The sequence below is a fragment of the Acidimicrobiales bacterium genome (genome assembly GCA_040219085.1).
In the GTDB taxonomy this organism is placed as follows: Bacteria; Actinomycetota; Acidimicrobiia; order Acidimicrobiales; family JAVJTC01; genus JAVJTC01.
This window is the reverse complement of record JAVJTC010000026.1, coordinates 21,852-48,136: the sequence shown is the minus strand read 5'-3', so window position 1 is coordinate 48,136 and position 26,285 is coordinate 21,852. Positions and strand designations below refer to the sequence as shown.

Genomic DNA, 26,285 nt, shown 5'->3' with positions numbered 1-26,285 from the left:
CCCGGCTGCTACAGACGAGGCCGCTGGCGCCGTAGCGGCGCAGGCTCGCGCCACCAGCGGCCCGAGAAGCGCCACCGGCGGGCGTTGCCGGCGGATTCGTCGGAGTCCTCACCGGTCCCACCGGCCGACAGCCACGTCGCCTGGGCCGCCGCCACGATGGCCGCCGCCTCTTCGGGCGTCGGGACCGGGCGGATCTCGAGGCTCACAGCGGCATCACGCCGTGCTTGCGCTTCGGAAGCTCCTCGCGCTTGGAGCGGAGGAGCTCGAAACCGGCGATGACCTTCCGGCGCGTCTCGGCCGGATCGATCACATCGTCGATGTAGCCCCGCTCAGCGGCGATGTAGGGGTGGGCATAGCGTTCGATGTACTGGTCGATGAGCTCGGCCCGCTTGGCGACCGGATCCTCGGCTGCGGCCAACTCACGCCGGTTGATGATCTCGACGGCACCCTGGGGTCCCATGACGGCGAGCTCAGCGGAGGGCCACGCGTAGCAGAGGTCCGAGCCGACGGACTTGGAGTCCATGACGACGTACGCCCCGCCGTAGGCCTTGCGCGTGATGACCTGGATCCGCGGGACGGTCGCCTCGCAGTAGGCGTAGAGCAACTTGGCCCCGTGACGGATGATGCCGCCGTACTCCTGATCCACCCCGGGCAGGAACCCGGGTACGTCGACGAAAGTGAGTAGCGGGACGTTGAAAGCGTCACACGCGCGCACGAACCGGGCCGCCTTGGACGACGACTCGATGTCGAGGACACCGGCGAGGACCATCGGCTGGTTGCCGACGATGCCGACGGTGCGGCCGTCGAGGCGGCCGAACCCACACACGATGTTCTGCGCCCAGCTCGCGAAGTACTCGAGGAAGTCACCGTCGTCGACGACCGACGCGATGACGGACTTCATGTCGTAGGGCTGGTTCGGCGACGCGGGCATCAGGTCCCGCAGCTCCGGGCACGAGCGCGTCGGGTCGTCGCCCGCGGCGTAGGCCGGCGGATCCTCGAGGTTGTTGGCCGGGAGGTAGCCGACCAGTTCCTTCACCGAGTCCAGGACGTCGGTCTCGCTGTCACCGACGAAGGTGGCGACGCCGGACTTGGTCGCGTGGCTGTTGGCACCACCCAGTTCCTCGAGAGTCACCTCCTCGCCCGTGACGGTCTTGACCACGTCGGGGCCGGTGATGAACATGTGTGAGCTCTCGCGCACCATGAAGATGAAGTCGGTCATGGCGGGGCTGTAGACGGCTCCGCCGGCGCACGGGCCCAGGATCACGCTGATCTGGGGGATGACCCCCGACGACTGGACGTTGCGGAAGAAGATCCCGCCGTAGGAGTCCAGCGAGACGACGCCCTCCTGGATGCGGGCGCCGGCGCCGTCGTTGAGACCGATCATCGGGGCCCCGACCGACAGGGCGAGGTCCATCACCTTGTGGATCTTCTCCGCGAAGACCTCGCCGAGTGCGCCGCCGAAGACGGTGAAGTCCTGGGAGAACAGGAAGACCTTGCGGCCGTCGATAGTCCCCCAACCGGTGATCACACCGTCCGTGTAGGGGCGCTCCTCGATCCCACTCTCATGGGCGCGGTGGCGCGCCAACATGTCGAGCTCGTGGAAAGAGCCCTCGTCGAGCAGATACTCGATCCGCTCACGCGCGAGCATCTTGCCCTTGTCGTGCTGGCGCTGGACCGCCCGTTCCGAACCGGCATGGAGCGCCTGCTCCCTGCGGTCGAGGAGGTCGGCCAGTCGTTCGTCCATCGATCGTTCGGCCATCGGCGGCGATGCTACAGGGTCGACGGCGGGAGTCCGGAAAGCGGGCGCCGTGACCCCGCCCGCGGGACTACAGTCCGCGCCATGTCGGACCCCACTCGAGTGTGCGTCTTCTGCGGATCGGCGAGCGGCGCAGACCCCCGGTTCGAGGACCTCGCACGGGAACTGGGCACCCGCCTCGCCGAACAGGGACTGGGTCTCGTCTACGGCGGCGCGTCGGTCGGGCTGATGGGCACGGTCGCCGATGCGGCGATGGCTGCCGGTGGCGAGGTCATCGGCGTCATTCCGGGGAACCTGATGGAGCGCGAGATCGGCCACGAGCGCCTCACGGAGTTGATCGTCGTCGACACGATGCACCGGCGCAAGGAGCGCATGTACGCCCTGGCGAGCGGCTTCATCGCGCTACCGGGAGGGCTGGGAACTCTCGAGGAGCTCTTCGAGGCGGCCACGTGGAACCCGCTCCGGCTGCACGGCTCCGATCCGAAGCCGCTCGTGATGCTCGACGTCGGCGACTACTGGCGACCACTCGCGCAGTTCCTCGACCAGACCGTGGCGAGCGGCTTCGTCAAGCCACGGTGGCGAGATCTGATCGGCTACGCGACGGACCCGGACGCCGCGTTGGCGTTCGCGGCCGGATCCGTCATCCACTGACGTGGGGGTCGGCGACCTCCCGGTGAAGCCGCCGGTCAAGCCGATGCTCGCCAAGGCGGTGGACGGCTTCGAGGCCCTCGGGGGCCGCGAGCTCGTGTTCGAACCGAAGTGGGACGGATTCCGCTGTATCGCATTCCGCCACGACGACGACATCGAACTCGGCAGCCGCAACGAGCGGCCGCTCACCCGGTACTTCCCCGAGGTCGTCTCGCTGCTGCGCGAACACCTGCCGGCGCGTTGCGTCGTCGACGGTGAGCTGATCGTCGCCTCCGGCGACCACCTCGACTTCGCCGCACTGCAGCAGCGGATCCACCCGGCGGAGTCCCGGATCACGATGCTCGCCGAGACGACGCCGGCGGCCTTCGTCGCCTTCGACGTCCTCGCCGCGGGAGAGGTGGACCTGCGTGCGCGGCCGTTCAGCGAGCGCCGCGCCGTACTCGAGACCATGGCCCCCGCCTTCGGGCCGGACGTGCGCCTCACGCCGACAACCGGGGACCGCACCGTGGCCGCCGAGTGGTTCGTTCGGTTCGAGGGGGCGGGGCTCGACGGTCTGATCGCGAAGCCGCCCGGAGATCCCTACGTCGAGGACCGCCGCACCCAGTTCAAGCTCAAGCACACCCGCACTGCGGACGTCGTGGTCGCCGGGTACAGGATCCACAAGGACCGGCGCGGCGTCGGGTCGCTGCTACTCGGCCTCTACGCCCGGGACGGGTCGCTGTCCCACATGGGTGTGGCCGCCAGCTTCACGACGAAGCGACGCACGGAGCTTCTCGAGGAGCTCTCCTCGGTGACCATGGACGACCCGGACGGTCACCCGTGGGCGGCGTGGGCCGGATCCGGCACACCCAACCGGTGGAACGCGGGTCGCGATCAGTCGTGGACGGCGGTCCGCCCCGAGCTGGTCTGCGAAGTGAAGTACGGATCGACGCTCGGAGGTCGCTTCCGCGCGACGACACGCTTCGTGCGCTGGCGCCCGGACCGTGACCCGGCGTCATGCAGCTTCGACCAGCTCGAGGAGCCGACCCCCATGCCGCTGCGCGACGTCTTCGAACCCTGAGTCGTCCCCGGCTCCGTCAGCCCTCGCTGCGCCCGCCCGCGAGCCGGCGCAGGCGCACGGCCAGATCCGGCGCGTCGATGTCGGCACACACGGCGTCGATGTCGGGGCTCGGTCCGTCCCAACGCCAGTCGTCAACCGTCCCGACCTCGACGTCGCGCTCGACGGTGGCGATGCGACGGAACAGCAACGCGTCGGCCAGGTCGGCGGCGAGAGTCGTCGCGAGCTTCTGGGCACCTCTCACCTTCACGTCCCAGTCCGCCGCATCCGTCGGGATGTCCTCGATGTGGCCGTACCGGGCGAGGACGGTGGACGCGGACTTCGCGCCCCACCCCGGCAGGCCGGGGAATCCGTCGGCGCTGTCGCCGACGAGTCCGAGATAGTCGGCGATGGATCCGGGCTCCACGCCGAACTTGTCGACGACACCGTCGTGGTCGATCAGCAGGTCCCTGCGACGGTCGAGTTGCACCACGCGCCCGTCACGGGTCACGCACTGGCCGAGATCCTTGTCGGGCGTGCAGATGACAGCCCTCCTCACGCGGCTGTCCGCCGAGGCGACGGCCGCCGCCGACGCGAGAGCGTCATCGGCTTCGTGCTCGACCATCGCCCACACCGTGAATCCCGCGGCGGCGAGGACCGTCTCGAGGAGGGCGAACTGTGAACGCAGCTGCGGGTCGATGCCCTCGCCGTTCTTGTAGCCCGGGTAGAGGTCGTTGCGGAAGGACTCGATGACGTGGTCCGTGGCCACACCGACGTGGGTGGCACCCGACTCCACGAGACCGGCGATGCTGCCGAGGACGCCTCTGGTGGCCGCGACCTCGCGACCCGAACCGTCGACGTGTGACGGGAGGGCGAAGAAGTAGCGGAACAGCTCGTACGTTCCGTCGACGAGGTGGACCTCCATCGACGCCCTCTACTCCTCGACGAGTTCGATGAGCGTCCCGAATGATCCCTTGGGGTGGATGAACGCCACGGTGGTCCCACGCGAGCCGGGGCGCGGTTTCTCGTCGATCGCACGAGCTCCTGCCGCGACCATCGCGTCGAGCGCAGCGGCACAGTCGTCCACCCTGTAGCCGACGTGATGCAGACCTTCACCCTTGCGCTCGATGAACTTCGCGATGGGCGAGTCCTCGCGGGTGGCCGCGGTGAGCTGGATGTAGGAGTCGGCGACCTTGACGAGCGCCTCCTCGACGCCGTCACTGTCGACGACCTCCCGATGATGGACCTCTGCGCCGAAGGCCCGCCGGTAGTAGTCGACGGCGGCGTCGAGGTCCGCGACGGCGATGGCGACGTGATCGATCTCCGTGAGAATCATGACGAGATCATTCCAGACCCTCACTCCCGGCGCCGAGGCGCCGATGTGTTGATGAAGGTGTCAGCGCGTGTGGAGGTGGGCAGTGCCCGCGAATTCCGAAGAGATCATCGCCAAGGACTTCGACGTGGTCCGCAAGGGCTTCGACCGGGATCAGGTCAAGACGTTCCTGCGCACCGTCGCCGAGAGCGTCGCGCGCTCCGAGGCGGAGCTGCAGAAGGCGCGCGTCGAGGCCCAGACCGCCGAGCGCCGCGCAGCCGAGGCCCAGCAGGCGGCAGGTGAGGCCGCTGAAGCCCCGGCGCCTGCGGCAACGCCCGAACCCGACGACGACTTCGCCCGACTCGGCTCGCGGGTGGCGGCCGTCCTGCAGTCGGCCGAGATGCAGGCCGCCGAGATCACCGACGAATCCCTGGCCGACGCCCAGCGGATGCGCTCCGAAACTGACGAGTACGTCCGCACTGCGCGTGGGGAGGCCGATGAGTACTCGCGTCGCACACGCAGCGAGGCCGACGCCTACGCGGAACTCGTGAGGGGTGAGGCCGAGACCCGCGCCCGGAGCCGGGTCGAGACCATCCTCACCGAGGCGGCCGAGGCCCGCGACCGGGCCACCGCCGTGGAGTCTGCCCTCGAGAGTCGCCTGCGCACTGCGCTCGAAGACGTGCGACTCACCCTCGAGGCATTCGAGGCCGACCGTCCCTCCGACGCTTCGCAGCGACCCGGCGACGACGCCGATGGCGTGCTCGCAGAGGTGCGCGAGGCCGCCGGGGTGTTCGCCGGCGCGAGCAGGCCCGACGAGGGCACCGACCGGGACAACTGGGGCTGAACCCGCGCGCCGGGTGTTCGCCGGCGCCCCACGTCGTGTTACGAACCTGTGACACCTGGGCACTGCGCGCGTTGTACCGAACACTCTCCGTGTACCCACGTCGGGCCGACCGGCGCCCGAACACGCCCAGGGCGCGCCTCGGCCGCCACGCGCTTGCACCGCTGGCCCTGACGATGTAACATGACCGCAACGTTCACGACGGGGGGATTCGTCCAGTGAAGACCGACGGCACAGAGGTCGCAGCGACGGCCCGCCGCGGTCGGAGCCGGACACGGGTTTCGCATTTGCCACGAACCTCCCCTCCACCCTCCGTCGAGGACGTAGGGGTGCCGTTCCGCTGACGCCGGACTGTTCGCCCGCGCCCGACGGCTCGGAGCGGCACCCCTGAGTTCCCTCTCCACGGTTCGGCCGGGCTCTTCGGAGCCCGGCCGTTCCGCGTATGACGGGAGTTCAGCCGGCGTCGAGGGTGCGTCGGCCTTCGAGAGCCCGACCCAACGTCAACTCGTCGGCGTACTCGAGGTCGCCGCCGACGGGTAGCCCGCTGGCGAGTCGGGAAACCGTCACCCCCAGCGGAGTCAGCAACCGGGCGATGTACATCGCCGTCGCCTCACCCTCGATGTTCGGGTTCGTGCACACGATGACCTCTTCGATGCCGCCCGCGCCGATCCGCTCCAACAGTTCGGCGACGTGGAGTTGCTCGGGGCCGATCCCCTCGATGGGGTTCATGGCGCCGCCGAGGACGTGGTAGCGACCGCGGTACTCGTTGGTCCGTTCGACCGCGACGATGTCGCGCGCATCTTCGACGACACACACGAGCGATGCGTCGCGACGGGGGTCCTCGCAGATCTCACAGCGTGCGGCGGACGCGAAGTTGAAGCACTCGTCGCAGAACCTCACCAGGCGACGCGCCTCGAGAATCGCCTCGGCCAGGCGCTCTGCGTCTGCGGCGGGCACTCTCAGCAGGTGGAAGGCGAGCCGCTGTGCGGACTTGGGACCGATGCCGGGAAGACGGCCGAGTTGGTCGATGAGTTCCTGGACCGGTGGGGTGTAGACCCCGATCATTCCTCTTCCTCGTCGTCCCCGCCGATGTCGATCGCGCCCGGCATGGCACCGAGGCCGCCGAGGGCGCCCAGCCCACCCGGAAGCCCACCGCCGAGGCCGCCCATGAGGGCGCCGAGATCCATCCCGCCGAGGTCGGGACCCTCGTCGGCCGCCGAAGCCCTGCCGACGGCATCGTGCAGCGCCGCGAGGACCAGGTCCTCGAGCATCTCGACGTCGTCAGGATCCACGACGGAGGGATCGATGGAGACCGACGTGAAGTCCATGCCGCCGGTCACCGTGATCTTCACCGCACCACCGCCGGCGTGCCCCTCGAACTCGGCCGCCGCCGCTGCCGCCTGAGCCGCCATCATCTGCTCGCCCATCTGCTGCGCTGTGTGCAACAGCGCCTCCATGTCGAAGCCGGGCATCCCGCGGGGGTCGTGGCTGTCGCTCATCGCATTCTCCGGTTCAGGTCTCGTCGGGGTCGAGGATCTCGGCCCCGGGGAAGGTCTTCGTCAACGTCTCGAGGCCGCTGCGCTCAGCCGCCGGCGCATCCACGAGATCCGCGACGTCGATGTTGTCATCATCGCCGTCGTCGTCAGGGGACGGTCCGTCCGGTGAACCCGGTCGGGGCGTCGACCCGTCGTCCACCTCGAGGCGCAGCGGGACCGCCTGACCGAAGTGGGCGGCGAGAGCCTCGTCGACGTCGGCCCGCACATCCTCGCACCGGTCCCGGTGGATCGCGTTCGGCAACCCGAAGACGATCGTGTCCCCGTCGTCGGGGAGGAACCGCCCACCGGCGAAGCGCGAACGAACCTTCGGTGGGAGCGACGGCAGCACGACGTCACCCCAGGCGAGGGCCACGTCGTCGCGCGTCGGTCGTCCCTCGGCGGCGGCAGCGGCGGACATCGGCTGAGCTGGTTGCGGGTGCACATCCGCAGCCGCAGCGGACTCTGACGACGTCGCCGGAGGCGGCGCCGGTTCGGGTTCGGGCGCGGGCTCGGGCGGCGCGGCGGGCCGCTCCTCCGTGGGAGGTGGCGCGGGCGCCTTCGCGCCCAGACGGGCACGTGCGGCATCGGCAGGACGGAGGCGCCTGCCGCTGTCGGGCGACGGAGCGGGTGGGGCGGCGTCCTCAGCCGGAGGTACGGCGTCGTTCTTCGGAGATGCAGCCGGCGGGGAGCCGGCCGGTGGCGAACCGGCTTCGAGACGTTCCACCCGGGCGGTCAGACCGGCGAGGTCGCCGCTCATCTGCGGGCGCGTCAGGCGCACGAGGGCGAGTTCGATGTCCACCCGGGGATCGGGGGCCTGGCGCATGTCCACGGCGGCGGTTCCGAGCGTCTCGAGTGCCCTGGTCAGGCCGGGCGCGCCCAGTGCTTCGGCGCGGGACCTCGCCCGGGTGAGTTCCGCTTCGGAGACGTGGTCGACGATCCCGCCCATCTCGACGAGGAAGGCGTCGCGCAGACGGCTCATGCACTGTTCTGCGATGACGCGCGGGTCACGGCCGGCGACGAGCGCGGCCTGTACGCCGGCGAGGGCCCGGCCCGTGTCAGCTCCGGCTATGGCGTCGACGACCTCCTCGATGGCTTCGATGTCGTCGGGGGCGCCACCGGAGGCGACCACCTCGTCGAGCGCCGAGAGCGTGTCGCGCACCGAGCCGCCGCCGGCCCGCAGGACATAGGCGACGTCGGCGTCGGTCACACCCAGTCCGGCATCGTCGGCGACTGCCCTGACGTGAGCCTCCAACAGGTCGGAACCGAGCAGCTCGAACCGGAGGTGCTGCGTGCGGCTTCGGATGGTCGGGACGACCTTGTGGGGTTCGGTCGTCGCCAGCACGAACACGACGTGGTCCGGCGGTTCCTCGAGCGTCTTCAACAACGCGTTCTCCGCGCCGCCGCTGAGCATGTGGACCTCGTCGAGGATGTAGACCTTCATCCGCCCGGGCGAGCCCAGCGCCACCTTGGCGATCAGATCGCGGATGTCGTCGACCTTGTTGTTGGACGCCGCGTCGAGCTCGTGGAGGTCATAGGAGGTCCCGGCGGTGATGGCCACGCACGACGCGCAGGTGCCGTCCGGGTCCCCGTCGACGGGATTCTCGCAGTTGAGCGCCTTGGCGAGGATTCTCGCCGTGGAGGTCTTGCCGGTCCCGCGCGGACCCGAGAAGAGATAGGCGTGGCCGACCCGGCCGTCCCGTACGGCGTTGCGCAGGGCCGCGATGACGTGATCCTGGCCGACGACGTCGGCGAAGGTGCCCGGGCGGTAGCGGCGGTACAGCGACTGGTGCGCCATCTTTCGCACTCTAGGCTCGCGAGCCCGGACGCGGGGGTGCCCGTCCTCGAAAGTGACGGCCAGGCGATCTGCGGCACCCCGAGGGTTCCGCTGAGAGCTGCTGCCTCCCGGCCCTGACTCGGTTCACGGGCCTCAGCTGCGCAGGGCCCGACCGTCACATTCCAGAACGGGCACTCGGATTCAGAGGATACCCTGTCGGCCGTCTCCGTCACCACGCGGCTTGCCTCGTGTCGACGGGTCCGGAGGGATGCGAGAGCGGACGATTCGGCACGCCTGGAGTGCGTGTGTGGCTTCGGTCACCGGGGGTTCGAATCCCCCTCCCTCCGCTCGGTCCCGTCGAACGGGCTGGCGCCCACCGCCCGCAGGCGGCGCGACACGCAGATCGCGCCAACGTCATGGCGAATCAGGTACGGCCGTGCGCGGAGCGGCAATTCACTGTTGCAACCCTGTGACGCGCCCCTCGTGGTTGCGGTGGTTCCGACTTCTCAGGCGGAGTCGGAATCCGAACCGGTGGTCCGGTCCGGGGCCGGCTCGGCCCTCGTCGAGGGGGTGTCGGACTCGACGGACCCCTTCTCGAACTCGACCTTCGCCTGACCCAGCGAGCGGGCGAGCTGTGGGAGCTTCGCCCCGCCGAAGACCAGGAGAACGACGAGCAGAATGATGATGAGCTCACCCGATCCGAGATTCATGCCACGACGGTAGGCGCGGCAGCGGACGGATGCTGACCAGTCGGGAACATGAGCCCCTTCCCTGCCACCGGTGACATCGGCGGCCTGCCGACACCGCGCCCGATCGCCGCTAGATTTCTCCGGTGACCGTCCACGGAATGCACCACTCCGACTTCATCGAGATCGCCGCGCCGGCTGACGAGCTCTACCGACTGGTCGCGGGTCTCGAACACATGGGTTCCTGGAGTCCCCAGAACGCCGAGGTCCACTGGGACGATGGAGCGACCGGCGCCGTGGGCGACGAGTTCACCGGGTTGAACCGACAGGACGGGCACGAGTGGTCGGTCCCCTGCAAGGTCACCGAGGCGGAACCCGGCGTCGTCTTCGAATGGGTGACCCGTCCCCAACTCGGCGGCTGCGTGCGTTGGACCTGGCGCTTCGACGAGACGGCCGGCGTCACCACCGTCACCGAGGCCTGGGACGTCCAGCGACTCCCACCGCCCCTGGAAGGACTCACCGAGTCGGACTACGCCGAGATCGTCGAGCGGACGAAGGTCGGCATCCGCACGACACTCGAGAACCTGCGAGCCCACGTCGAGGGCTGAGCTGCCGTGGAAGTCGAAGCGACTCCCGACCGGCCCCGCGATCGGCGAAGGGCCGGGACGGCCGCCGACATCCGGTGCTATACATCGTGTATCCGAAGTCGGGAGGGTGGAAGATGATGCTGACGGGTAGAAGAAGCGTTTCGACTCTTGCAATGCTCGCCGTTCTGGCAGCGACGTGGACGTTCGCCACCGCGGCGCCCGCCGGCGCCGTGGACCACTCGTGTCGCAGCGTCAACGGTGTCCTCGAGGAACAGTCCGGCAACGCCACCTGCATCAGCACCCGTGGTAATCGCGCCGTCGCCACCGGCGACGGCTCCGTGGCCGAAGCGACCGGCGGGTGGGGGAACGTCGCCATCGCCCACCAGAGCTCGACGGCCACCGCATCCGGATACTTCAGCCAGGCCACGGCCGTCGACAACTCCCAGGCGATCGCGGTCGGAGTTCTCAACCGCGCCAGAGCCGAGAACAGCTCGGACTCCACCGCCGGCGGCAACGCCACCCGCGCCACGGCGACGAACACCTCGTCGGCGGCGACCTCCGGTCAGGGCACGACGGCCACCGCGGACGCGGGAAGCAGCGCCGTCGCAGCGGGAACCGGGACGACCGCCACAGCGCAGGACGCTTCGGTCGCATCGGCCGACGGGGTGCGGTCCCGAGCATCGGCGCTCGACGACAGCGCCGCCTCGGCGACCGGAACTCGCGCCGTGGCCGACGCCGCTGTCACATCTGCGGCACAGAGCAACGGCACGGCGCCGACCGCGTACGCACGGGACGGCTCCGTCGCGACAGCGGACGGGGCATACGCCTATGCGAAAGCCATCGGGCAGAGCAGCGCGTCGACCGGTCTCGGGGACTCCAATCGGGCCATCGCCATCGACCAGAGCCTCGCTCAGGCGGGCAACGGGAACGCGAACCTCGCGTTCGCCACAGGAGTGTCGGACGCCACGGCATGTGGCGGCGGTGAGCGGGCCCTCGCGTTCAACGGCAACTCGGTAACCGCCGGGATCTGCCCCTGACCCCGGGCTTCAGTCTCCGCTCTCGGACGCCTCGATCTCCTCGACTGAATCGCCGCCCGCCCAGCTGTCAGGGGCGGCGGGTGCCGGAGCCGAGAGTCGGCTCCAGACGAGGAACGCGATGGCCCCCAGGATCAGTCCGCCCATCAGCCACACGTTCCAGCGGACGCCGAGAAGTTCCTCGGACGTGTCGATACGGATCGCCTCGATCCAGATCCGCCCGGTCGCATAGCCGAGGACGTAGACGGCGAACAGACGACCGGGACGCAGGACGCCGCGCCGGTCCAACCACAGCAGGAACCCGACCAGCGCGACGTTCCAGAGCGCCTCGTAGAGAAATGTGGGGTGAAAGGTCTCGTCGGCCTCGAAACCGCTCACCCGGTTCTCCGGATCGATCTCGAGACCCCACGGAAGGTCCGTCGGCTTTCCGTAGAGCTCCTGGTTGAACCAGTTGCCGAGGCGCCCGATCGCCTGGGCGAGAGGCAGCGCCGGCGCGGCCGCGTCGAAGAACGCCGCCACGGGGATCCCGTCGCGCCTCATCACATACAGGCCGCCGAGAACGCCCCCGACGACGCCGCCCGGGATACCGAGGCCACCGTTCCAGATCTCGAATGCCTCGCCCCAGTTACCCGAGAACCGGTCCCAGCTCGTGAACACGTGATAGGCACGCGCCCCCACGAGACCCGCAGGTACCGCGTAGACGGCCACCCGCGATGCCCATTCGGGGTCCCCGCCCCGTTGCTCGAGTCGCCGTCCGAGCAACCAGACCGCTGCGATGACCCCCAGCGCGATGAGGATTCCGTAGGCGCGCAGATTCAGCGGGCCGATCTCGATTCCGTTGTCCGAGGGGCTGGGGATCGAACCCAGCAGCGATGCGTTCATGATGAAGGGGCCGGTGGTCACGGGAGGAGAACCGAGCGTACCGCCGGGTTGTTCCCCGACGGACCGAGGTCATTCGCGCGACGGCACGTCCGATGCGGCGGCATCGTGGACCACCGCTGTGTCGCCGCCCGCCCGCTTCGCCAGGAGCTGGGCCTGATCGGCGGCATCCACCAGGTCCTCGGCATCGGTGCCCGCCGCGATACCGATACTCGCGGTGATACCGAAGGTCGTCGCACCGACCACGATCGGCTCTGACAGCACCGCGAGCACCCGGTCGGCGATGGCCGCGGCCTCATGACGACCGCAGTCCCGACACAGGACGGCGAACTCGTCACCGCCGACACGGCCCACGACGTCTCCGGGCCTCACCGCGGATCGGATCCGCTCGGCGACCGCCCGCAGGACCAGATCCCCGGTCGAGTGCCCGTGCATGTCGTTGACAGGCTTGAAGCCGTCGAGGTCGATGTACAGAAGGGACTTCTCGCCTCCGGAAGCGGCCGCCAACTCCGCTGCGAACGTCGCACGGTTGGCCAGACGGGTGAGGTCATCGTGTCGGGCGGCGTGCTCGAGGCGCTCCAGGGAATCACGCCAGGCGAGGATGACCTCGACGAGATCTCTCAGCACACGGACCCAGCTGGCCGTGAGTTCCACCGCCAGCCCCACACGCCGTGTCCACACCGTGATGACGGCATCACGACGACCACGTCGATCGGGCACCGGGACGATCCAGGCTGTATGGAGGTCGCCATCGCGGGCATGTCGGGCCAAGCCGGCATCGAGCGAAGCGGCGTCCACGATCCGTTCGGTGCCTGCCTGGAGGGCGTCACGCCACGGACCATCGACGTCGGCAAGACCACAGATCTCGGCAGCGACCACGTCGCCCACCCGGCGCAGGACCCCGTTCACGTCCTCCCACACGACCGTGCAGAGGTACTGATCCGAGCGCCAGCCGCCGAAGTCGACCAGCGGCGCAAGCACCTCGGCCGTGTCGGCCCCTGCCAGAAGCCCTTCGAGGAGTTGGGTGAGCAGATGGGCGTCCTGACCACGCCGCAACTGGAGCACGAAATCCTCGTGGGGCGCGGTGTCGTCGAGCGGTACACCGGTGATGTCGAAGCGGACCCAGGAACCGTCGGCATGGAGCAGGCGGTAGTTCGCTGCCCCGTCCGGCTCCGAGCGCGTCCGGCTGGCCACATAGACCGCCATCGCCCGCTCGACGTCCGTCGGATCGATGAAAGCGAGGAAGCTCCTCCCGAGGACGTCGGACGGTTCGTACCCGAGCGCGTCGGTCACCGAGGGACTCACATAGGTGATGCGACCCTCACCGTCGATGGCGCAGGTGACGTCGAGGCAGCGTTCGACCATCTCGACCGCCAGCGCGGGATCCAACGGGACACGTCCCCGCTCCCGAGTCGCCCCAGCACCCGCGTCCACTCGATCTGACACATCGCTGACGGTACCGCCACGACCACTCCGTAGTCCCTGCGGACACGATCCGACGACTAGCCTGCGCGCTGTGAACCCCGACACCCGCCTCGCGGACGCCCTCCCCGACTACTCGATCGTGCGTGAACTCGGCCGCGGGGCGATGGGGATCGTGTATCTCGGCGAGCAGAAGTCTCTCGGCCGATCCGTGGCCATCAAGGAACTGCCGGAGGCCTTCGTCCGCGATCAGACCGTTCGGGAGAGGTTCCTCGCCGAGGCCAAGGCTCTCGGTCGCCTGGGCCACCCCCATGTCGTGCCGGTGTACGAGTTCGTGGAACGCCCCGACATGTGCGCTCTGGTGATGGAGGCACTGCCGGGCGGCACCGTGTGGTCGCGCTTCATCGACACCGGCCTGACACCTCAGGAGAGCTGCGCGCTCGTCATCGCGACCGCGGCGGGCCTCCAGCACGCTCACGAGCGCGGCATCCTGCACCGCGACATCAAGCCGGAGAACCTCCTCTTCGACGAGGCCGGCACCCTCAAGGTGTCCGACTTCGGGATCGCCAAGGTCGTGAACGGAGCAACCACCAAGGCGACCGTCGAAGGCAGCGTCCTCGGGACCCCGGCCTACATGGCGCCCGAGCAGGCCGAGGGACGTGACGTCGACGAGCGCGCCGACGTCTACGCCGCCGGCACGATGCTCTTCGAACTCCTCTCCGGGCGGCTGCCGTACGAGCCGACCGACGGCGGTCCGCTGTCACTGCTCACGCAACGGATCACGACCGATCCCCCCGACATCGGAGACGTCGCGCCCGCCACCCCACCGGAAATCGCGGCCGTCGTCATGAAGAGCCTCGCCCGCGACCCGAAAGACCGCTACAGCACCGCCGAGGACTTCGGCTGCGCTCTCGGCGAGGCGGCAGCCACCGCCTGGGGTCCTGACTGGGGCGACGCGACAGGCGTTCCCGTACACGGCTCGGAACGCCTCTCGGCGTCGATGCGGACGACCCACAACCCGATCGTGACCGACGACCCGCTGGCCACGCAGGCCGCAGGCATGGCGTCAGTCGCACCCACCCAGGCGATCCGACCGTCATCGAGTGCGTTCCACCCGGCCAAGCGCACCGGAGGCGGCACGGCAATGGAAGCCGGGGACCTCCTCTCCGTCGGCGAGATGCTGACCCCACCGGCGTTCCCGGTGATCCAACTCGTGGTCGGGGTGGTCGCTCTCGTCGTCGCCGCGATCATCGGAATCGTCGGCTTCGGGAGCGTGGACCGAGTGAGCGGCCTCGAGCCCGGCGTCGTGACGATCAACGGAACCGACGTCACCGACGGGACCATCGACCTGGACCTCACCGGCGACACGACGCTGGTGATCTCCGAGATCATCCCGGGCGCCGACCAGGTACGCCTCGAGATCGTCGGCGCGGACATCGAGCTGACCGACATCGGCCCGGCCGATGTCGAGGTCGGCGAACCGATCGTGTGGGAGTCCAGCTCGGCCCGCTGGTACGTCGGCGGATCGGCCACCGGCCGCCTCGTGTTCACCGACACCGACGGGTCAGAGGTCGTCAGCCACGAGTTCGAGATCGACAACACCGGTCGCTGGCTGACGGGGTCCGGTGCGATCGCCCTGATCCTCGCGCTCGCCGTGTTCGCCTACCTCGAATCGAACATCAGGCCCCTCCGCAAGGGACGCCGGAAGATCTCCGCACTCGTGGGGATGTTCATCACCGGCGCCTTCGTCGGCCTCCTGTTCGTCGCGCTCGGCGCGGTGCTCGGCTACGGCGAGCCGACGGTCCCCCACCTGATCGTCGCGGCCCTGGCCGGAGCGGTCGGGAGCGCGGCGCTGGGCTGGGCGCTGCTCACGGTCGGACGGCGCGGCCGCATCCGGCGGGCATCGCGTACGGCCTGACCGCCGCTCGCGGCCTGGCAGGCCTGCACCCCTGACGTCTAGGCTTGCACGGTCGGTTGTTCACGCTCCGACACCACCACCCGCCTCACGACCCCCTGGGACCCCGTGGTGACCCGACTCTCCCGTCCGAAGCTCGTCGGCGGCTTCACAGCCGCCGTGCTGGTCGCGTCGGTGCTCACCTGGGTCGGCTCCATCGGCCCGGCCGGCGCCGTGGACCCACCCGCTCCGCCGTCCCCCGGCGCGGCCGCCGTCGACGACGTGTTCGCGATCGCCGAACCCGACGCGCCCACCGCCACGCGTCAGACCGCCCTCGACGTTCTCGCCAACGACTCGTACGGGCTGCTCCCGCTGGACTCGGGATTCGTCTCGGAACTCTCCATCGCCGTCACCACAGACCCCACATCGGGCTCCGCCACCGGCGAATCGGACGGGACCGTCACCTACACACCCGATGACGGCTTCGGCGGCGTCGACTCCTTCGCCTACACGTGGACGGCGACGATCGAGGGCATCGGCCCGGTGACCTCTCCGTCGGCGACCGTCACGGTAGGCGTCGAGTTGGAGGCTCCCCGCACCGCCGACGACGAGTTCACCGTGACGACGGACCTGCCCCAGAATCTCGACCCCGCCGCCAACGACGTGGACCCCCAGGGTCACGAGGTCTCGGTCACCGCCACCTCGGATCCGGACCACGGGTCGATCGTCGTCGAGAGCGACGGAACGGTCACCTACACCCCCGACACCGGGTACTTCGGGCCCGACTCGTTCACCTACACCGCCGAGGACATCTTCGGAGCCGCGGCGACCGGCCTGGCCAGCATCGACGTGGTCCGTCCCGAGCCCCTCGCGCCGATCGCACGTGACGATTCGGGCTCGACGATCGGGCAGACCATCTACATCGATGTGTCCGCCAACGACACCGATCCCGACGACGGCCCGCCCGAGGAACTCGACTACTCGCTCGTCTCGGGCCCCGGTTCCGGAACCGTCGACTGCGACAGCGGAACAGGCGAGTGCTCCTACGAGATCGGCTACACACCCACCGCCGTCGCGCCGACGACCGACTCGTTCGTCTACGAGGTGTGCGACGACACCTCGCCCACCCCGCTGTGCGACACCGCCACGGTCACGATCGACGTCGACCCGACCGACCTGCCGGCCGCGGTCGACGACACCGCCACGGTGGCAATCGACCGCAACGTCGACATTCCGGTGACCGACAACGACGCCTGGGACGGGTTCTTCGGCTTCGGCGGTGACGTCTCCATCGGCCTCGAAGGCGGCAGCAGCGACACGAGCGACCAGGGCGGCGAGCTCTTCTGCTTCTCGACCTGTCAGAGTTCGAACGGGGTCATCGAGTACAACCCGCCGGAGTCCTACGCCGGTCCGTTCCCCCTGATCGACACCTTCGACTACGAGCTCTGTGACTCGAATCCGACCCTCGAGTGCGTGACGGCGACCGTGACCGTGACGGTGACGGCGTCGACGAACGTCGCTCCGACCGCCGTCGACGACGACGTCACCGTGACAGAGGCCAACGCCGGCGACGGCGAGAGCATCATCATCTCCCCCTTCGGCAACGACACCGACCCGGATCCCGAAGATGACTTCCTCGAGTTCACCAGCCCCGGTCCCGGCTTCGACGACGCCCGCGGCGACCTCGACTGCTTCACCTCCATCTGCTTCTACTCGCTTCCCGATCCGCTGGGCGGCTTCACCTCGACGTCGTTCACCTACCAGGCCAGCGACGGCATCGATGCGAGCAACGTCGCAACGGTGACCATCACCCTCGGTGAGGACCAGCCCCCCGTGGCAGTCGACGACACGGAGTTCGTCTACGGCGGCGAGACGACGAATCTCTTCATCACCGACAACGACACGGACCCGGACGGTCCGTCGCCGTTCAACGACGGAACGATCACCGTCGCGTCGCTCCCGGCCACCGGCACTCTCCTGTGCGACCTCGTCGGCGAGGGCGGCACCGTGACCGCATCGGTCGACGACGAGTGCGACGAGCTCGACTACGACCCCGCGTCGGGCACCTACGTGACGAGCTTCACCTACCGGGTCAACACGGCGGGCAATCAGAGCGGGGACGTCGCCACCGTCACGGTCAACGTCTTCGAGGGACCGGAGACGAACGACGGGACCTTCTACGTTTCGGAGAGGGACGTCGATCCCGACGGCGACCGGGTGTTCGCCTTCATCAGTGACGAAGACCGCTCCGACGTCCCCGGTGATCCGCCGTCGGTCACCGGCGGCCCCACGGACGGTGAGCTGACCTTCGACGGCTACGAGATCAGCGAATGCTGTGACGGGATCGTCTTCGGGTACTCGGCGGACTGGACCTACGTCCCGGATCCCGACCACCTCGGCCCCGACAGCTTCGACTGGGAGATCTGCGAGTTCTTCGTCGACAGCGTGCCCGACTCCGAGGTCGGCGCCGCGGCCACGGTCTGCACGGGCGCTGCGGTCACCGTGATCACCGTCGGCGCCCGCGACGACTCGACTTCCACCCCACAGGGCACCCCCGTCGACGTCGAGGTGTTGCTGAACGACGTCGGGATCCCCGACGGCGTCGGCGAGGGTGACGTCCTCGTCGACATCCGCGTCCGCAGCGGCCCCGCCTTCGGCACCACGGCCGTCGACGACTCCGATTTCGAAGATCCTTTCTTCACCTACACCCCGAACGCGGGCTTCTACGGCGCCGACTCCTTCATCTACGACGTCTGCTGGAGCTTCGGGTTCGAAGGCGAGTCGGACGAGGGGTTGTCGGCCGACTTCGAGGAGTCGGACCAGTGTGGCCGTGCGACGGTCACGATCACGGTTCCAGGCCCGGGACCGGCCGGCCCCATCGCCACCGACGACTTCGACACGACTGCCTTCGAGACACCACTCGTCGTGCCCGCCGACGGCGTACTCGGCAACGACGCCTCCAACGACGAGGTGGCCACCCCCGAGAAGCTGACGGACCCGGCCAATGGTGAGGCCGTGGTCTCCGGCGACGGGTCTTTCACCTACACGCCCGACGAGGGGTTCAGCGGCGTCGACTCGTTCACCTACAGGATCACCGACTCCTACGGCTCCGACACGGCCACCGTGATCATCGTCGTCGAACCCGGCAATGTCACCCCGACGGCGGGCCCGGGTGAGATCGCCTCGGGCGAGGGTCCGGTCGAGTTCTGGATCACGCCCCTCGTCACCGATCCGGACAGCCCGATCGACCCCGGCACGGTCACCATCGTCACGAACGGAACCTTCGGGACCGCCACGCCCAACGGCGACGGTTCAGTGCTGTACACGCCGGACCCGACGGCGATCGGCACGGCCGGAGGCGATATCGACGCCGACGCCGTGTTCACCGACACGATCACCTACGAGGTCACGGACGTCTTCGGCGCCACTTCCAACCAGGCTGACGTGACGATCACGATCACGACGATCGACCCGACGCCGACACCGACGCCCACGACCGAACCGACGCCCACCGTCACCCCGACGCCGAGCCCCACCCCCGCAGCCACCCCATCTCCGACGCCGACACCTTCGCCCACCCCCGCAGCCACCCCATCTCCGACGCAGACACCTTCGCCCACCCCGACGACGCCACCCGTCACGGACCCCACCCCCGCAACGACACCGGACCCGACCGCCGAACCGACCCCGTCGCCCACCGCCGAACCCACAGCCGACCCGACAGCCGAACCGACCCCGTCGCCCACCGCCGCGCCCGACGACGACGGTGAGGTCGCCGTAGGCGCCGACCCTGCGCCGGCGGCCCAGGTCCTCGGTGCCACGGCGGGACGTCCGCTGGTCATTGCCCTTCCCGACTGCGCGGGGGAGCTGACCGCCACGGTCGATGGCGTCCCAGTCGACGGGCCCCACGACGGCGACACCCTCAGTATCGCCACCCTCGGCATCGAATCGGGCCTCCACGAGGTCGAGGTGTTCTGCGACGGAGCATCGGTGCTGATCCAACCGATTCTGATCTCGACATCGAGCGCCGCTCCCGGCGGCGGCCGGACCGTCGTGGTGGTCATCGTCACCGCCGGCCTGCTCGCCCTGTTGTTCCGACTGGTGCCGTCCAACCCGGCGGCCCGCCGACCCGGAGGAGACCGATGATCCGTCGACTCGCCACGATGGCTGCCGCGGTGGTCCTGATGGTGGCCCTCGCCGCACCCCCCGCCTCGGCCGACGACGTCGACATCGATGCCACGATCAACGGCGTCGACCTTGCGGATGCGTCGAGTTCGGATCCGGCCGAACTCCGACCCGGTCCGGACAACGAGATCTTTCTCACCGTCACGAACACCACCGACGAGGAGGTCACGGTCGGTTGGCTGAGGGTGACGGGCAGCGTGATCGGCGTCAGCTTCCTCACCTACGAGACGACGGTCGGCGTCCCCGTCGACGCCGGCGATTCGACCTCGGTGCAGCTTCCACTCGAGTTCTTCGACCTCGAGTCCCAGGCCACAGGTCTCGTGCGAGCGGAGTTGACGCTCTACGACCTCGACCGGGAAGTCGTGGGTTCGACGAAGTTCATCGCCGACGTCCGCGGCAACGCGACCTCCGCCCTCGGCTGGTTCGCGCTCGCCATCCTCCTCTTCACCGTGCTCACGATCGCCTCGCTCGCCGCAGCTGTCTACGGACGTCGCCTGCGCGCCAACCGGTTCACCCGTGGCGCACAGTTCGCCGCACTGGGCCTCGGGGTCGGTCTTCTCGTCACGGTCGGTCTGTCGGTCGTCAGGATCGCCGCCGTGCCCGCGTCGGCGTGGGTGCCGCTCGTGCTGCTGCCGACCATCGGCACATTCATCCTCGGCTACGTCGCTCCCGGATCACTGAGCGAGGCCGTGCGTGATGCCGACCCCGACGACGAGATCGACACCGGCGCGGGGCGCGACGACCGCGGCTACGACGAGTTCGCCACGACGATCAGCTGACCCGGATCAGGAGTCGACGGCTGCGCTCGTCTCCCACAGCACCGGATAGACCAGGTGCTCGCCGCCGACGCCCTTCAGCTCGACCTGACGGGGATCCCCGAAGTCGATGTCACCGCGAGCCGAACTGATCTCCTTGACGAGGCTCGACGCGAGGATCTCGCCACCACTGGCAAGGTTCGCGATCCGCGCAGCGATGATGACGTGCTTGCCGAAGAGGTCCCCGTCGCTGTCGGCGATCACCTCACCCGTGTGCAGCCCGATACGGATCTTCACGGCCACCTCGGGACGGCTCTTCTCGAGCTGGTCCAGCTCGCGCTGAACTGCGATCATGCACAGCAGGGCACGACGCGCCCCGGGGAAGCTCAACATGAACCCGTCGCCCTGGTTCTTGATCTCCCGCCCGCCGAACTTGGTGAGGTTCTGACGGATGATGTCGTTGTGGGTCTCGAGCATCTCCATCCACACGGTGTCGCCGACAGCGAGCGCCCTGTCGGTGGACGACTCGATGTCGCTGAAGACGATCGTCACCGTTCCCTGATCCCCGGCGACGACGTGCTGGGCGATCGGACCGCTCTCCCTCGCAGCCTCGGCGACCATCTCGATCGAGGTCCGTCGGATATCCGCATCTGCACCGGCGGCCGGACGTACACGGCCGTCGGGCGCGTCGCCCCCGGTGGGAGGGGCGCCGCCGATCATGGTGCCCTTGCTGGTCTGAGAACGGGCCGGGGTCTGGCGCACCGGTGCTTCGAGCTCGACGGTGGTCTGGCCGAGACGCACGACGACGCCGGGAGTGAGGCGGACCGCCTTGGTGAGGCGGGTGGAGGCGACGAACGTGCCGTTGGTGCTGCCGAGGTCGTCGATCTCGACCCCTTCTCCGCGGGCGGGCCGGATCACCGCGTGGCGGCGCGATACCTGGGGGTCGGCGAGAATGAGTCCGCCGCACTCCCGGCCGATCTCGACCGGCTCACGCACCGACAGGTGGACGGGGGTGTGGCCGGGTTGTCTGATGACGACGATCGGGTGGGTCATCGTTCACGCATTCTGGGCACCATCGACCGTGATGGTAGCGATCTCACCCGCGTCCGTCGGCCTCGACCGACGCCGGCGATGAACGTGGCCTTGCTACGGGCCGAACCTGCGGTAAACGGGGCGGGAACATCACGACATCCCGCCGATCGGACCTGGCGGGCCGAGTAGGTTCTGGATCCATGAGGACGCTGGACCTGTTCAAGAACCGCGAGGGCGAAATGCTCGCCGCCGGGGATGTTCTTTTCTCCGAAGGTGACCCCGCAGACGACATGTTCGTCATCAAGTCGGGCGAGATCGACATCGCCGTCGGCGACAACGTCGTTCAGACACTCGGCGCAGGTGAGATCCTCGGCGAGATGGCTCTCGTCGACGATTCACCGCGCTCCGCGTCGGCCACCGTGCGCAGCGATGCGGAGGTCGTGCGGATCGACCGGAAGCGCTTCGAGTTCATGGTCCAGCAGACCCCCGGCTTCGCCACCTCCGTGCTCGGCATCATGGCCGACCGCCTGCGCAGCGCGAACGCCAAGGCTTCCACCTGAAGCCGACCGTGGCCGGACCTCAGGGCGTGGCGGTCACTCGATGACAGGCACCGAGCACTCGGTGAGGCTGCCCCTGTTGCAGACCTGCCAGGAGTGGGTGCGGGAGTTGAACCAGATCGAGTCGGTGAACTGACCGTCGTTCGCGGTCGTGGTCCGCAGCGCCCCGTCACGTCGGATGTCGACGGTCGAGGTCGTCGCCCCACTCCATGTGATGTTGAAGCGGTCGATGAAGAAGCCGTCGGTGAGCACGACGTCGGCGGTGATGCTCACCGCGGGCGGGTCGGTCGGGTTCGCCGAACGCGTCGTCGAGTCGTCGAGGCCGGCGCCGTCCTCGACGGTCAGGGTGACCGTACGGGAGCCTGCCGAGGCGTAGGTGTGTGACGTGTTCGGATCACCCTCCGTCGTCCCCGTCGAGTCGCCGAAGTCCCACGTGTAGGAGACGATCCCACCGTCATCGGAGGACCCGGACGCATTGAACGAACACGTCAGGTTGTTGCACGAGACCGTGAAAGACGCCGTAGGCGGCTGATTCTCGAACGGCTGGGCCGATCGGGTTGTGGAGCCGGAGAGGTTCTCGGCGTCGAACACGGTGAGCCCGACCGTGTACGTGCCCGGTGAGGCGTAGGTGTGCGTCGCCACGGACGGACCGTCCGACGACGTCGCGGAATCACCGAAGACCCAGTCGTAGCGGACGACGCCATCGTCGTCGGAGGAACCCGACGCGTCGAAGGTGCACTCGAGTTCGTCGCACGAGACCGTGAAAGACGCCGTCGGCGGCTGGTTCCCCGGCGGCGGATCCTCAGTGCCCGCGACGGTCGAGGGGTCGAAGGCCGAAGGTGCGACGTTCACGCGCGGCTCCAGCACTCCGTCGCCGCTGTTGTCCACCCAGTCCTGAACGCCGTTGGTGACCAACGCCGCGCGGATCGCGAGGACATCGCTGCGGTTGTTCGGGTTGTCGGCACTCGCGAGCAGCGCTGCGGCACCGGCCACGTGCGGCGAGGACATCGACGTACCGCTCTTGGTTCCGTAGGCGCCACCCGGGACGGTCGACCGGATGCAGACGCCCGGTGCCGCTACCGCCACGCCCGTGCCGTAGTTGGAGAACGAAGCACGTGTGTCGTCGGGGGTGGCACAACCAGACCCGTTGCCGCCGGGGGCACCGTCGTAGTCGGCGAACGCGGACACCCCGATGACGTCGGGGTTGCCACCCGGTCGGGTGTTCGCGATGTCGATGCCGTTGTTTCCGGCAGAGGCCACGACGACCACGCCGGCCGCGATCGTGTTGGCGATGGCGGTGTCGAGCGCTGAGCTCTGGCACACACACCCGAGGCTCATGTTCACGACTTCGATCTGCGAGCCGAGCCCCACGACATGGTCGAGGCCGCGGATGATCGAGGAGATCGTCCCGTCCCCGGCATTGTCGAGGACCTTGACGTTCCACAGGCGGGCGCCGGGGGCGACACCGACCACGCCGACGCCGTTGTCGAGCGCGGCGATCGTCCCTGCGACGTGGGTGCCGTGGCTGTCACCGTCCTCGCTGCCGTCGGGCTGGCACGGGTACTCGGCGGGAGGACCTCCGAACCAACGCTCGAAGAACGTGCCCCACCACCAGGCGCTCGGAACCTCGAGACAGTTGACGTCGTAGACGACGTTCAGATCCGGATGATCCCCGTCGATTCCGGTGTCGAGGACGGCCACGTCGACGTCGACCCTGACGTCGTCCGCCTCATTGACGAACTCGTCGCGGCTCGCCGCACCGATCCGTTCGATACCGGGCGGGGTGCTCTGCGCGGTCGCGTGGACGGCCTGATCCACCTCGACGCTCAAGACCCGCGGGTCTGCTCTCAGATCTTCGATGGCCGACTCGGCGACGTTGGCCACGTAGCCGTTGAAGACATTGCGGAACGACTCCTGCACGTCGACGCCGAGCCGCTCGTGATCCGCCGAGGTGGCGGACACGCCGACGCTGGGCGCGAGTTGGACGATGACATCCACCCGTTGGTCGCCAGGAGCGGCAGCAGAGGTACCTGGGGAAGCCAGGGTGAGCACCGACAGGACCAGGGCCATGGCGGCAACAACGACGGCGAGTCTTTTCACGGTTTTCCCCCGCTCGGGATCATGATCACGATCGACATATCGGCACCTTCAGTATGGAACCGTAGGCCCTATCGGGGTGCGCCGTCCGCATCGGCCGGAGGTTCGTGACCACCGAGCCCGGAGTCCGCCGCGAACGCCGGACCACCCTCGGCCCACCGGCGCAGGGCCTCGAACGGGTAGATCCCTGTCGAGTGCCCGTCGTTCCAGGTGACGTTGAGGCCCCAGGCCCCGTGGAGTCGGGCGTCGGTGATGCGCAACGGCTGGGGGCCACCCGGGCGTGGCCACGTGTCCTCATCCCGGTCGCGCAGGCTCCGACATGTCGCGCACGGACAGCCCAGGCGCAGGGTCATGAGGTCGAACTCGGCGACGAAGCCGTCGGGCCACGTGAGGGTGACACCCTCGTCGCGCCGCACATCGATGCCGCTGGGCTGATCCCCGTTCGCCACCGACACAGGATGCCCGACGCGGCCCTACGATCATCGTCGTGCCACAGGAACTCCCCGATGACGAGGCGATGACCGCCGCTCTCGCCGAGGCTCGCCTCGCTCCCGACCACGGCGACGTGCCCATCGGCGCGGTGGTCGTCGTCGACGGCGCGATCGTGGCCCGGGCGCACAACGAGCGGGAGGCGGCATCGGATCCGACGGCACACGCCGAGGTCCTCGCGCTGCGGCGGGCGGCGGACGTGCTGGGGTCGTCGCGCCTCGACGGTGCCGTACTGGTCTCGACCATCGAGCCGTGCCCGATGTGTGCCGGGGCGGCACTACTCGCGCGCGTCGCGCGGGTGGTGTTCGGCTCTCCGGACCAGAAGGCCGGAGCCTGCGGTTCGCTCTACAACCTCGGAGCCGACCCCCGGCTCAACCACGAGTTCGAAGTGGTGGCCGGTGTAGAGGCGTCGCAGTGCGCGGCACTCGTCTCGGAGTTCTTTGCACAACGCCGCTGAGAATTGGCTGGACGTGGGAGTGGCCGTCGCGCCGACAGCTCACTGCGTCGTCGGGCGCAGGACCTCAGACCTGTGCTGCAAAGGCTCGTGCGAGGCGTTCGGTGATCGCTGCGTCGCCCGTCGCACCCGAGTTGACTTCCCAGACCCAGTTGCCGCCCAGGTACATCACGATGGCAACCGGGCCACTTCCTCCTTCGACCAGTACCGCGTCGCCCTGATAGGCCGCGCCGTCGAAGTCGGGAATCGGGGTGACGGTGCGGCGAGATGACCAGAACTCGACGCGGGCCTCGTAGCCGGGCCGAGCACCGTTGTTCAGCAACGTGATCGTCGCCTCCCCCGCAGTGTTCTCACCGTCGAACACCGAGTACATGCAGCCCGTGTTGGTCGTCAGCGGCAGAGATGCGGCGCTTACGCCTTCGAAGATGGCGACGACGTCGTTGGTTCCGATCATCTCGCACACCTCGCCCGAGGTCAGCGTCGGCGGCGGAAAGTCGGTCTCGGCGGGACTGTCACCGCCGGCGGATGCGCTCCCTTCATCATCATCATCACCACCGCCGCAGGCGACGCCGAGCATCGCGAGGGCCAGTACGAGCACGAGACAACTGCGTTTCATGGCTGAGCTCCATAGGTGGAAGGTCAGCGCCTCGACGCTGCTGCCGGATGGTTCGGGTTGTGAGTGGCGGAGGGTATGGGATTTGAACCCATGGTGACGCAAGCGCCACAACGGCTTTCGAGGCCGCCCCATTCGTCCGCTCTGGCAACCCTCCGCCAGCGACGTTATCGCCGTGAACGCCCGGCGGCACGGTGTCCGCCAGCGGCCGCCGCAACGTAGGCGGCCGCTTCGGTCTCCCCGATGCCGTGTGACTCGACGAGACCGACGACCAGGGTGGCGGCGTAGGCGTCGGAGGGTGGTGCCACCTGGTCGGCCAGGTCGACCGGCGTCGTGAAGGTCACCGCCGGCTGGCCGTCGATCGGGTCCAGGTCCAGGCGCCGGGCGTAGCGCTCACCTTCCTGGTCCCACACGTCGATGAACTGCTCCTCGGTGATGAGCCACGCCCGGGCGAGCGTCCGCGCGTTCGCATCAGGCTCCGCGTCGACGTAGGCCACTCCGCCGCCGCCCCACACCGTCGTGTCCCCTGCGAAGTAGAGGCGGTGCGCGATGACGAGCGGCCGGTCCTCACGCGGCGGCGACGGATCCCGCGCGCCGCTCTGGCCCTCGGTGCGGCCGGGCGGGCGCCCTCCGGTCAGGTAGGTCAGGAAACGCTCGCGGGACAGGTTCGACCCGTAGGAGACGTACCAGACGAGGTCG

25 protein-coding genes, 2 tRNA genes and 1 other RNA gene are annotated in these 26,285 nt (G+C 68.9%); 11 read left to right on the top strand and 17 right to left on the bottom strand.

The window, feature by feature from the left end; translation table 11 throughout:
* Positions 1 to 8 precede the first annotated feature (8 nt).
* Positions 9 to 206: a hypothetical protein gene (locus RIE08_10670; protein MEQ8718058.1), complete on the bottom strand. Its 198-nt coding sequence runs from the start codon at positions 204 to 206 to the stop codon at positions 9 to 11.
* The gene (locus RIE08_10665) at positions 203 to 1,759 is read right to left on the bottom strand and encodes an acyl-CoA carboxylase subunit beta (protein ID MEQ8718057.1); all 1,557 of its coding nucleotides are present in this window, start codon (positions 1,757 to 1,759) and stop codon (positions 203 to 205) included. Before RIE08_10665 ends, RIE08_10670 begins: the two co-directional genes overlap by 4 nt.
* 81 nt (positions 1,760 to 1,840) lie before the next feature.
* Here RIE08_10665 and RIE08_10660 point away from each other — a divergent pair, with 81 nt between their 5' ends.
* Both RIE08_10660 and RIE08_10655 read left to right on the top strand, forming a co-directional pair.
* Positions 1,841 to 2,407 carry a TIGR00730 family Rossman fold protein gene (locus RIE08_10660; protein ID MEQ8718056.1) on the top strand — a complete coding sequence of 189 codons (567 nt, stop codon included), beginning with the start codon at positions 1,841 to 1,843 and terminating at the stop codon, positions 2,405 to 2,407.
* Position 2,408: 1 nt separating this feature from the next.
* The gene (locus RIE08_10655) at positions 2,409 to 3,464 is read left to right on the top strand and encodes an ATP-dependent DNA ligase (protein MEQ8718055.1); all 1,056 of its coding nucleotides are present in this window, start codon (positions 2,409 to 2,411) and stop codon (positions 3,462 to 3,464) included.
* A gap of 16 nt (positions 3,465 to 3,480) precedes the next feature.
* Here the strand turns inward: RIE08_10655 and RIE08_10650 are convergent, their stop codons facing one another.
* Positions 3,481 to 4,365 (bottom strand): 5'-3' exonuclease H3TH domain-containing protein, encoded by an 885-nt coding sequence (locus RIE08_10650; protein MEQ8718054.1) that lies wholly within the window; start codon positions 4,363 to 4,365, stop codon positions 3,481 to 3,483.
* A 9-nt stretch (positions 4,366 to 4,374) separates the two neighbouring features.
* A complete protein-coding gene (gene mce, locus RIE08_10645; protein ID MEQ8718053.1) occupies positions 4,375 to 4,776 on the bottom strand; it encodes a methylmalonyl-CoA epimerase in 402 nt (133 codons plus the stop codon).
* Positions 4,777 to 4,858: 82 nt separating this feature from the next.
* On the opposite strand from mce, the gene RIE08_10640 reads away from it, so the two are divergent.
* Positions 4,859 to 5,596, top strand: a complete 738-nt coding sequence (locus RIE08_10640; protein MEQ8718052.1) for a hypothetical protein — start codon at positions 4,859 to 4,861, stop codon at positions 5,594 to 5,596.
* 450 nt (positions 5,597 to 6,046) lie between these two features.
* On the opposite strand, the gene recR is transcribed toward RIE08_10640, so the two are convergent.
* The 4 genes from recR to ffs all read right to left on the bottom strand — a co-directional run bounded on the left by recR (position 6,047) and on the right by ffs (position 9,076).
* Complete coding sequence (recR, locus tag RIE08_10635; protein MEQ8718051.1) at positions 6,047 to 6,658, bottom strand: recombination mediator RecR; 612 nt, start codon at positions 6,656 to 6,658, stop codon at positions 6,047 to 6,049.
* Positions 6,655 to 7,092 carry a YbaB/EbfC family nucleoid-associated protein gene (locus RIE08_10630; protein ID MEQ8718050.1) on the bottom strand — a complete coding sequence of 146 codons (438 nt, stop codon included), beginning with the start codon at positions 7,090 to 7,092 and terminating at the stop codon, positions 6,655 to 6,657. Before RIE08_10630 ends, recR begins: the two co-directional genes overlap by 4 nt.
* A 13-nt stretch (positions 7,093 to 7,105) precedes the next feature.
* Positions 7,106 to 8,923 carry a DNA polymerase III subunit gamma/tau gene (gene dnaX, locus RIE08_10625; GenBank protein MEQ8718049.1) on the bottom strand — a complete coding sequence of 606 codons (1,818 nt, stop codon included), beginning with the start codon at positions 8,921 to 8,923 and terminating at the stop codon, positions 7,106 to 7,108.
* 54 nt (positions 8,924 to 8,977) lie between these two features.
* Positions 8,978 to 9,076, bottom strand: an RNA gene (gene ffs / locus RIE08_10620) — signal recognition particle sRNA small type.
* An 88-nt stretch (positions 9,077 to 9,164) separates the two neighbouring features.
* Between ffs and RIE08_10615 the strand changes: the two genes are divergently transcribed.
* Positions 9,165 to 9,249 (top strand) — tRNA-Ser (locus RIE08_10615).
* 159 nt (positions 9,250 to 9,408) lie between these two features.
* Here RIE08_10615 and RIE08_10610 read toward each other — a convergent pair.
* Complete coding sequence (locus RIE08_10610; GenBank protein ID MEQ8718048.1) at positions 9,409 to 9,612, bottom strand: twin-arginine translocase TatA/TatE family subunit; 204 nt, start codon at positions 9,610 to 9,612, stop codon at positions 9,409 to 9,411.
* Positions 9,613 to 9,734: 122 nt separating this feature from the next.
* Here RIE08_10610 and RIE08_10605 point away from each other — a divergent pair, with 122 nt between their 5' ends.
* Both RIE08_10605 and RIE08_10600 read left to right on the top strand, forming a co-directional pair.
* Positions 9,735 to 10,196 (top strand): SRPBCC family protein, encoded by a 462-nt coding sequence (locus tag RIE08_10605; protein MEQ8718047.1) that lies wholly within the window; start codon positions 9,735 to 9,737, stop codon positions 10,194 to 10,196.
* 152 nt (positions 10,197 to 10,348) lie between these two features.
* The gene (locus RIE08_10600) at positions 10,349 to 11,212 is read left to right on the top strand and encodes a hypothetical protein (GenBank protein ID MEQ8718046.1); all 864 of its coding nucleotides are present in this window, start codon (positions 10,349 to 10,351) and stop codon (positions 11,210 to 11,212) included.
* 9 nt (positions 11,213 to 11,221) lie between these two features.
* Here the strand turns inward: RIE08_10600 and lgt are convergent, their stop codons facing one another.
* Both lgt and RIE08_10590 read right to left on the bottom strand, forming a co-directional pair.
* Positions 11,222 to 12,112, bottom strand: coding sequence for a prolipoprotein diacylglyceryl transferase (gene lgt / locus RIE08_10595; protein MEQ8718045.1), 891 nt, complete (start codon positions 12,110 to 12,112; stop codon positions 11,222 to 11,224).
* Positions 12,113 to 12,160: 48 nt separating this feature from the next.
* Entirely contained in the window at positions 12,161 to 13,477 is a 1,317-nt protein-coding gene (locus tag RIE08_10590) for a GGDEF domain-containing protein (protein ID MEQ8718044.1), read from the bottom strand.
* A gap of 127 nt (positions 13,478 to 13,604) precedes the next feature.
* Here RIE08_10590 and RIE08_10585 point away from each other — a divergent pair, with 127 nt between their 5' ends.
* From RIE08_10585 to RIE08_10575, 3 genes are all read left to right on the top strand, one after another.
* Positions 13,605 to 15,428 carry a protein kinase gene (locus RIE08_10585; protein MEQ8718043.1) on the top strand — a complete coding sequence of 608 codons (1,824 nt, stop codon included), beginning with the start codon at positions 13,605 to 13,607 and terminating at the stop codon, positions 15,426 to 15,428.
* Positions 15,429 to 15,536: 108 nt separating this feature from the next.
* Positions 15,537 to 19,550 (top strand): Ig-like domain-containing protein, encoded by a 4,014-nt coding sequence (locus tag RIE08_10580; GenBank protein MEQ8718042.1) that lies wholly within the window; start codon positions 15,537 to 15,539, stop codon positions 19,548 to 19,550.
* Entirely contained in the window at positions 19,547 to 20,368 is an 822-nt protein-coding gene (locus RIE08_10575; protein MEQ8718041.1) for a hypothetical protein, read from the top strand. The genes RIE08_10580 and RIE08_10575 overlap by 4 nt, the downstream gene beginning before the upstream one ends.
* 6 nt (positions 20,369 to 20,374) lie before the next feature.
* Here RIE08_10575 and RIE08_10570 read toward each other — a convergent pair whose 3' ends face one another.
* Positions 20,375 to 21,397: an adenylate/guanylate cyclase domain-containing protein gene (locus tag RIE08_10570; GenBank protein ID MEQ8718040.1), complete on the bottom strand. Its 1,023-nt coding sequence runs from the start codon at positions 21,395 to 21,397 to the stop codon at positions 20,375 to 20,377.
* Positions 21,398 to 21,576: 179 nt separating this feature from the next.
* Here RIE08_10570 and RIE08_10565 point away from each other — a divergent pair, with 179 nt between their 5' ends.
* Positions 21,577 to 21,936 (top strand): cyclic nucleotide-binding domain-containing protein, encoded by a 360-nt coding sequence (locus tag RIE08_10565; GenBank protein MEQ8718039.1) that lies wholly within the window; start codon positions 21,577 to 21,579, stop codon positions 21,934 to 21,936.
* 33 nt (positions 21,937 to 21,969) lie between these two features.
* On the opposite strand, the gene RIE08_10560 is transcribed toward RIE08_10565, so the two are convergent.
* Together RIE08_10560 and RIE08_10555 are read right to left on the bottom strand one after the other, a co-directional pair.
* Positions 21,970 to 24,033, bottom strand: a complete 2,064-nt coding sequence (locus RIE08_10560) for a S8 family serine peptidase (protein ID MEQ8718038.1) — start codon at positions 24,031 to 24,033, stop codon at positions 21,970 to 21,972.
* A gap of 68 nt (positions 24,034 to 24,101) precedes the next feature.
* Positions 24,102 to 24,479 carry a DUF971 domain-containing protein gene (locus RIE08_10555; GenBank protein ID MEQ8718037.1) on the bottom strand — a complete coding sequence of 126 codons (378 nt, stop codon included), beginning with the start codon at positions 24,477 to 24,479 and terminating at the stop codon, positions 24,102 to 24,104.
* A gap of 38 nt (positions 24,480 to 24,517) precedes the next feature.
* Between RIE08_10555 and RIE08_10550 the strand changes: the two genes are divergently transcribed.
* Entirely contained in the window at positions 24,518 to 24,976 is a 459-nt protein-coding gene (locus RIE08_10550; protein MEQ8718036.1) for a nucleoside deaminase, read from the top strand.
* Positions 24,977 to 25,040: 64 nt separating this feature from the next.
* Here the strand turns inward: RIE08_10550 and RIE08_10545 are convergent, their stop codons facing one another.
* The 3 genes from RIE08_10545 to RIE08_10535 all read right to left on the bottom strand — a co-directional run bounded on the left by RIE08_10545 (position 25,041) and on the right by RIE08_10535 (position 26,083).
* Positions 25,041 to 25,589, bottom strand: a complete 549-nt coding sequence (locus RIE08_10545; GenBank protein ID MEQ8718035.1) for a hypothetical protein — start codon at positions 25,587 to 25,589, stop codon at positions 25,041 to 25,043.
* A 64-nt stretch (positions 25,590 to 25,653) separates the two neighbouring features.
* A tRNA-Ser gene (locus tag RIE08_10540) sits at positions 25,654 to 25,743 on the bottom strand.
* A 10-nt stretch (positions 25,744 to 25,753) separates the two neighbouring features.
* Positions 25,754 to 26,083, bottom strand: a complete 330-nt coding sequence (locus tag RIE08_10535) for a hypothetical protein (protein MEQ8718034.1) — start codon at positions 26,081 to 26,083, stop codon at positions 25,754 to 25,756.
* Positions 26,084 to 26,285 lie beyond the last annotated feature (202 nt).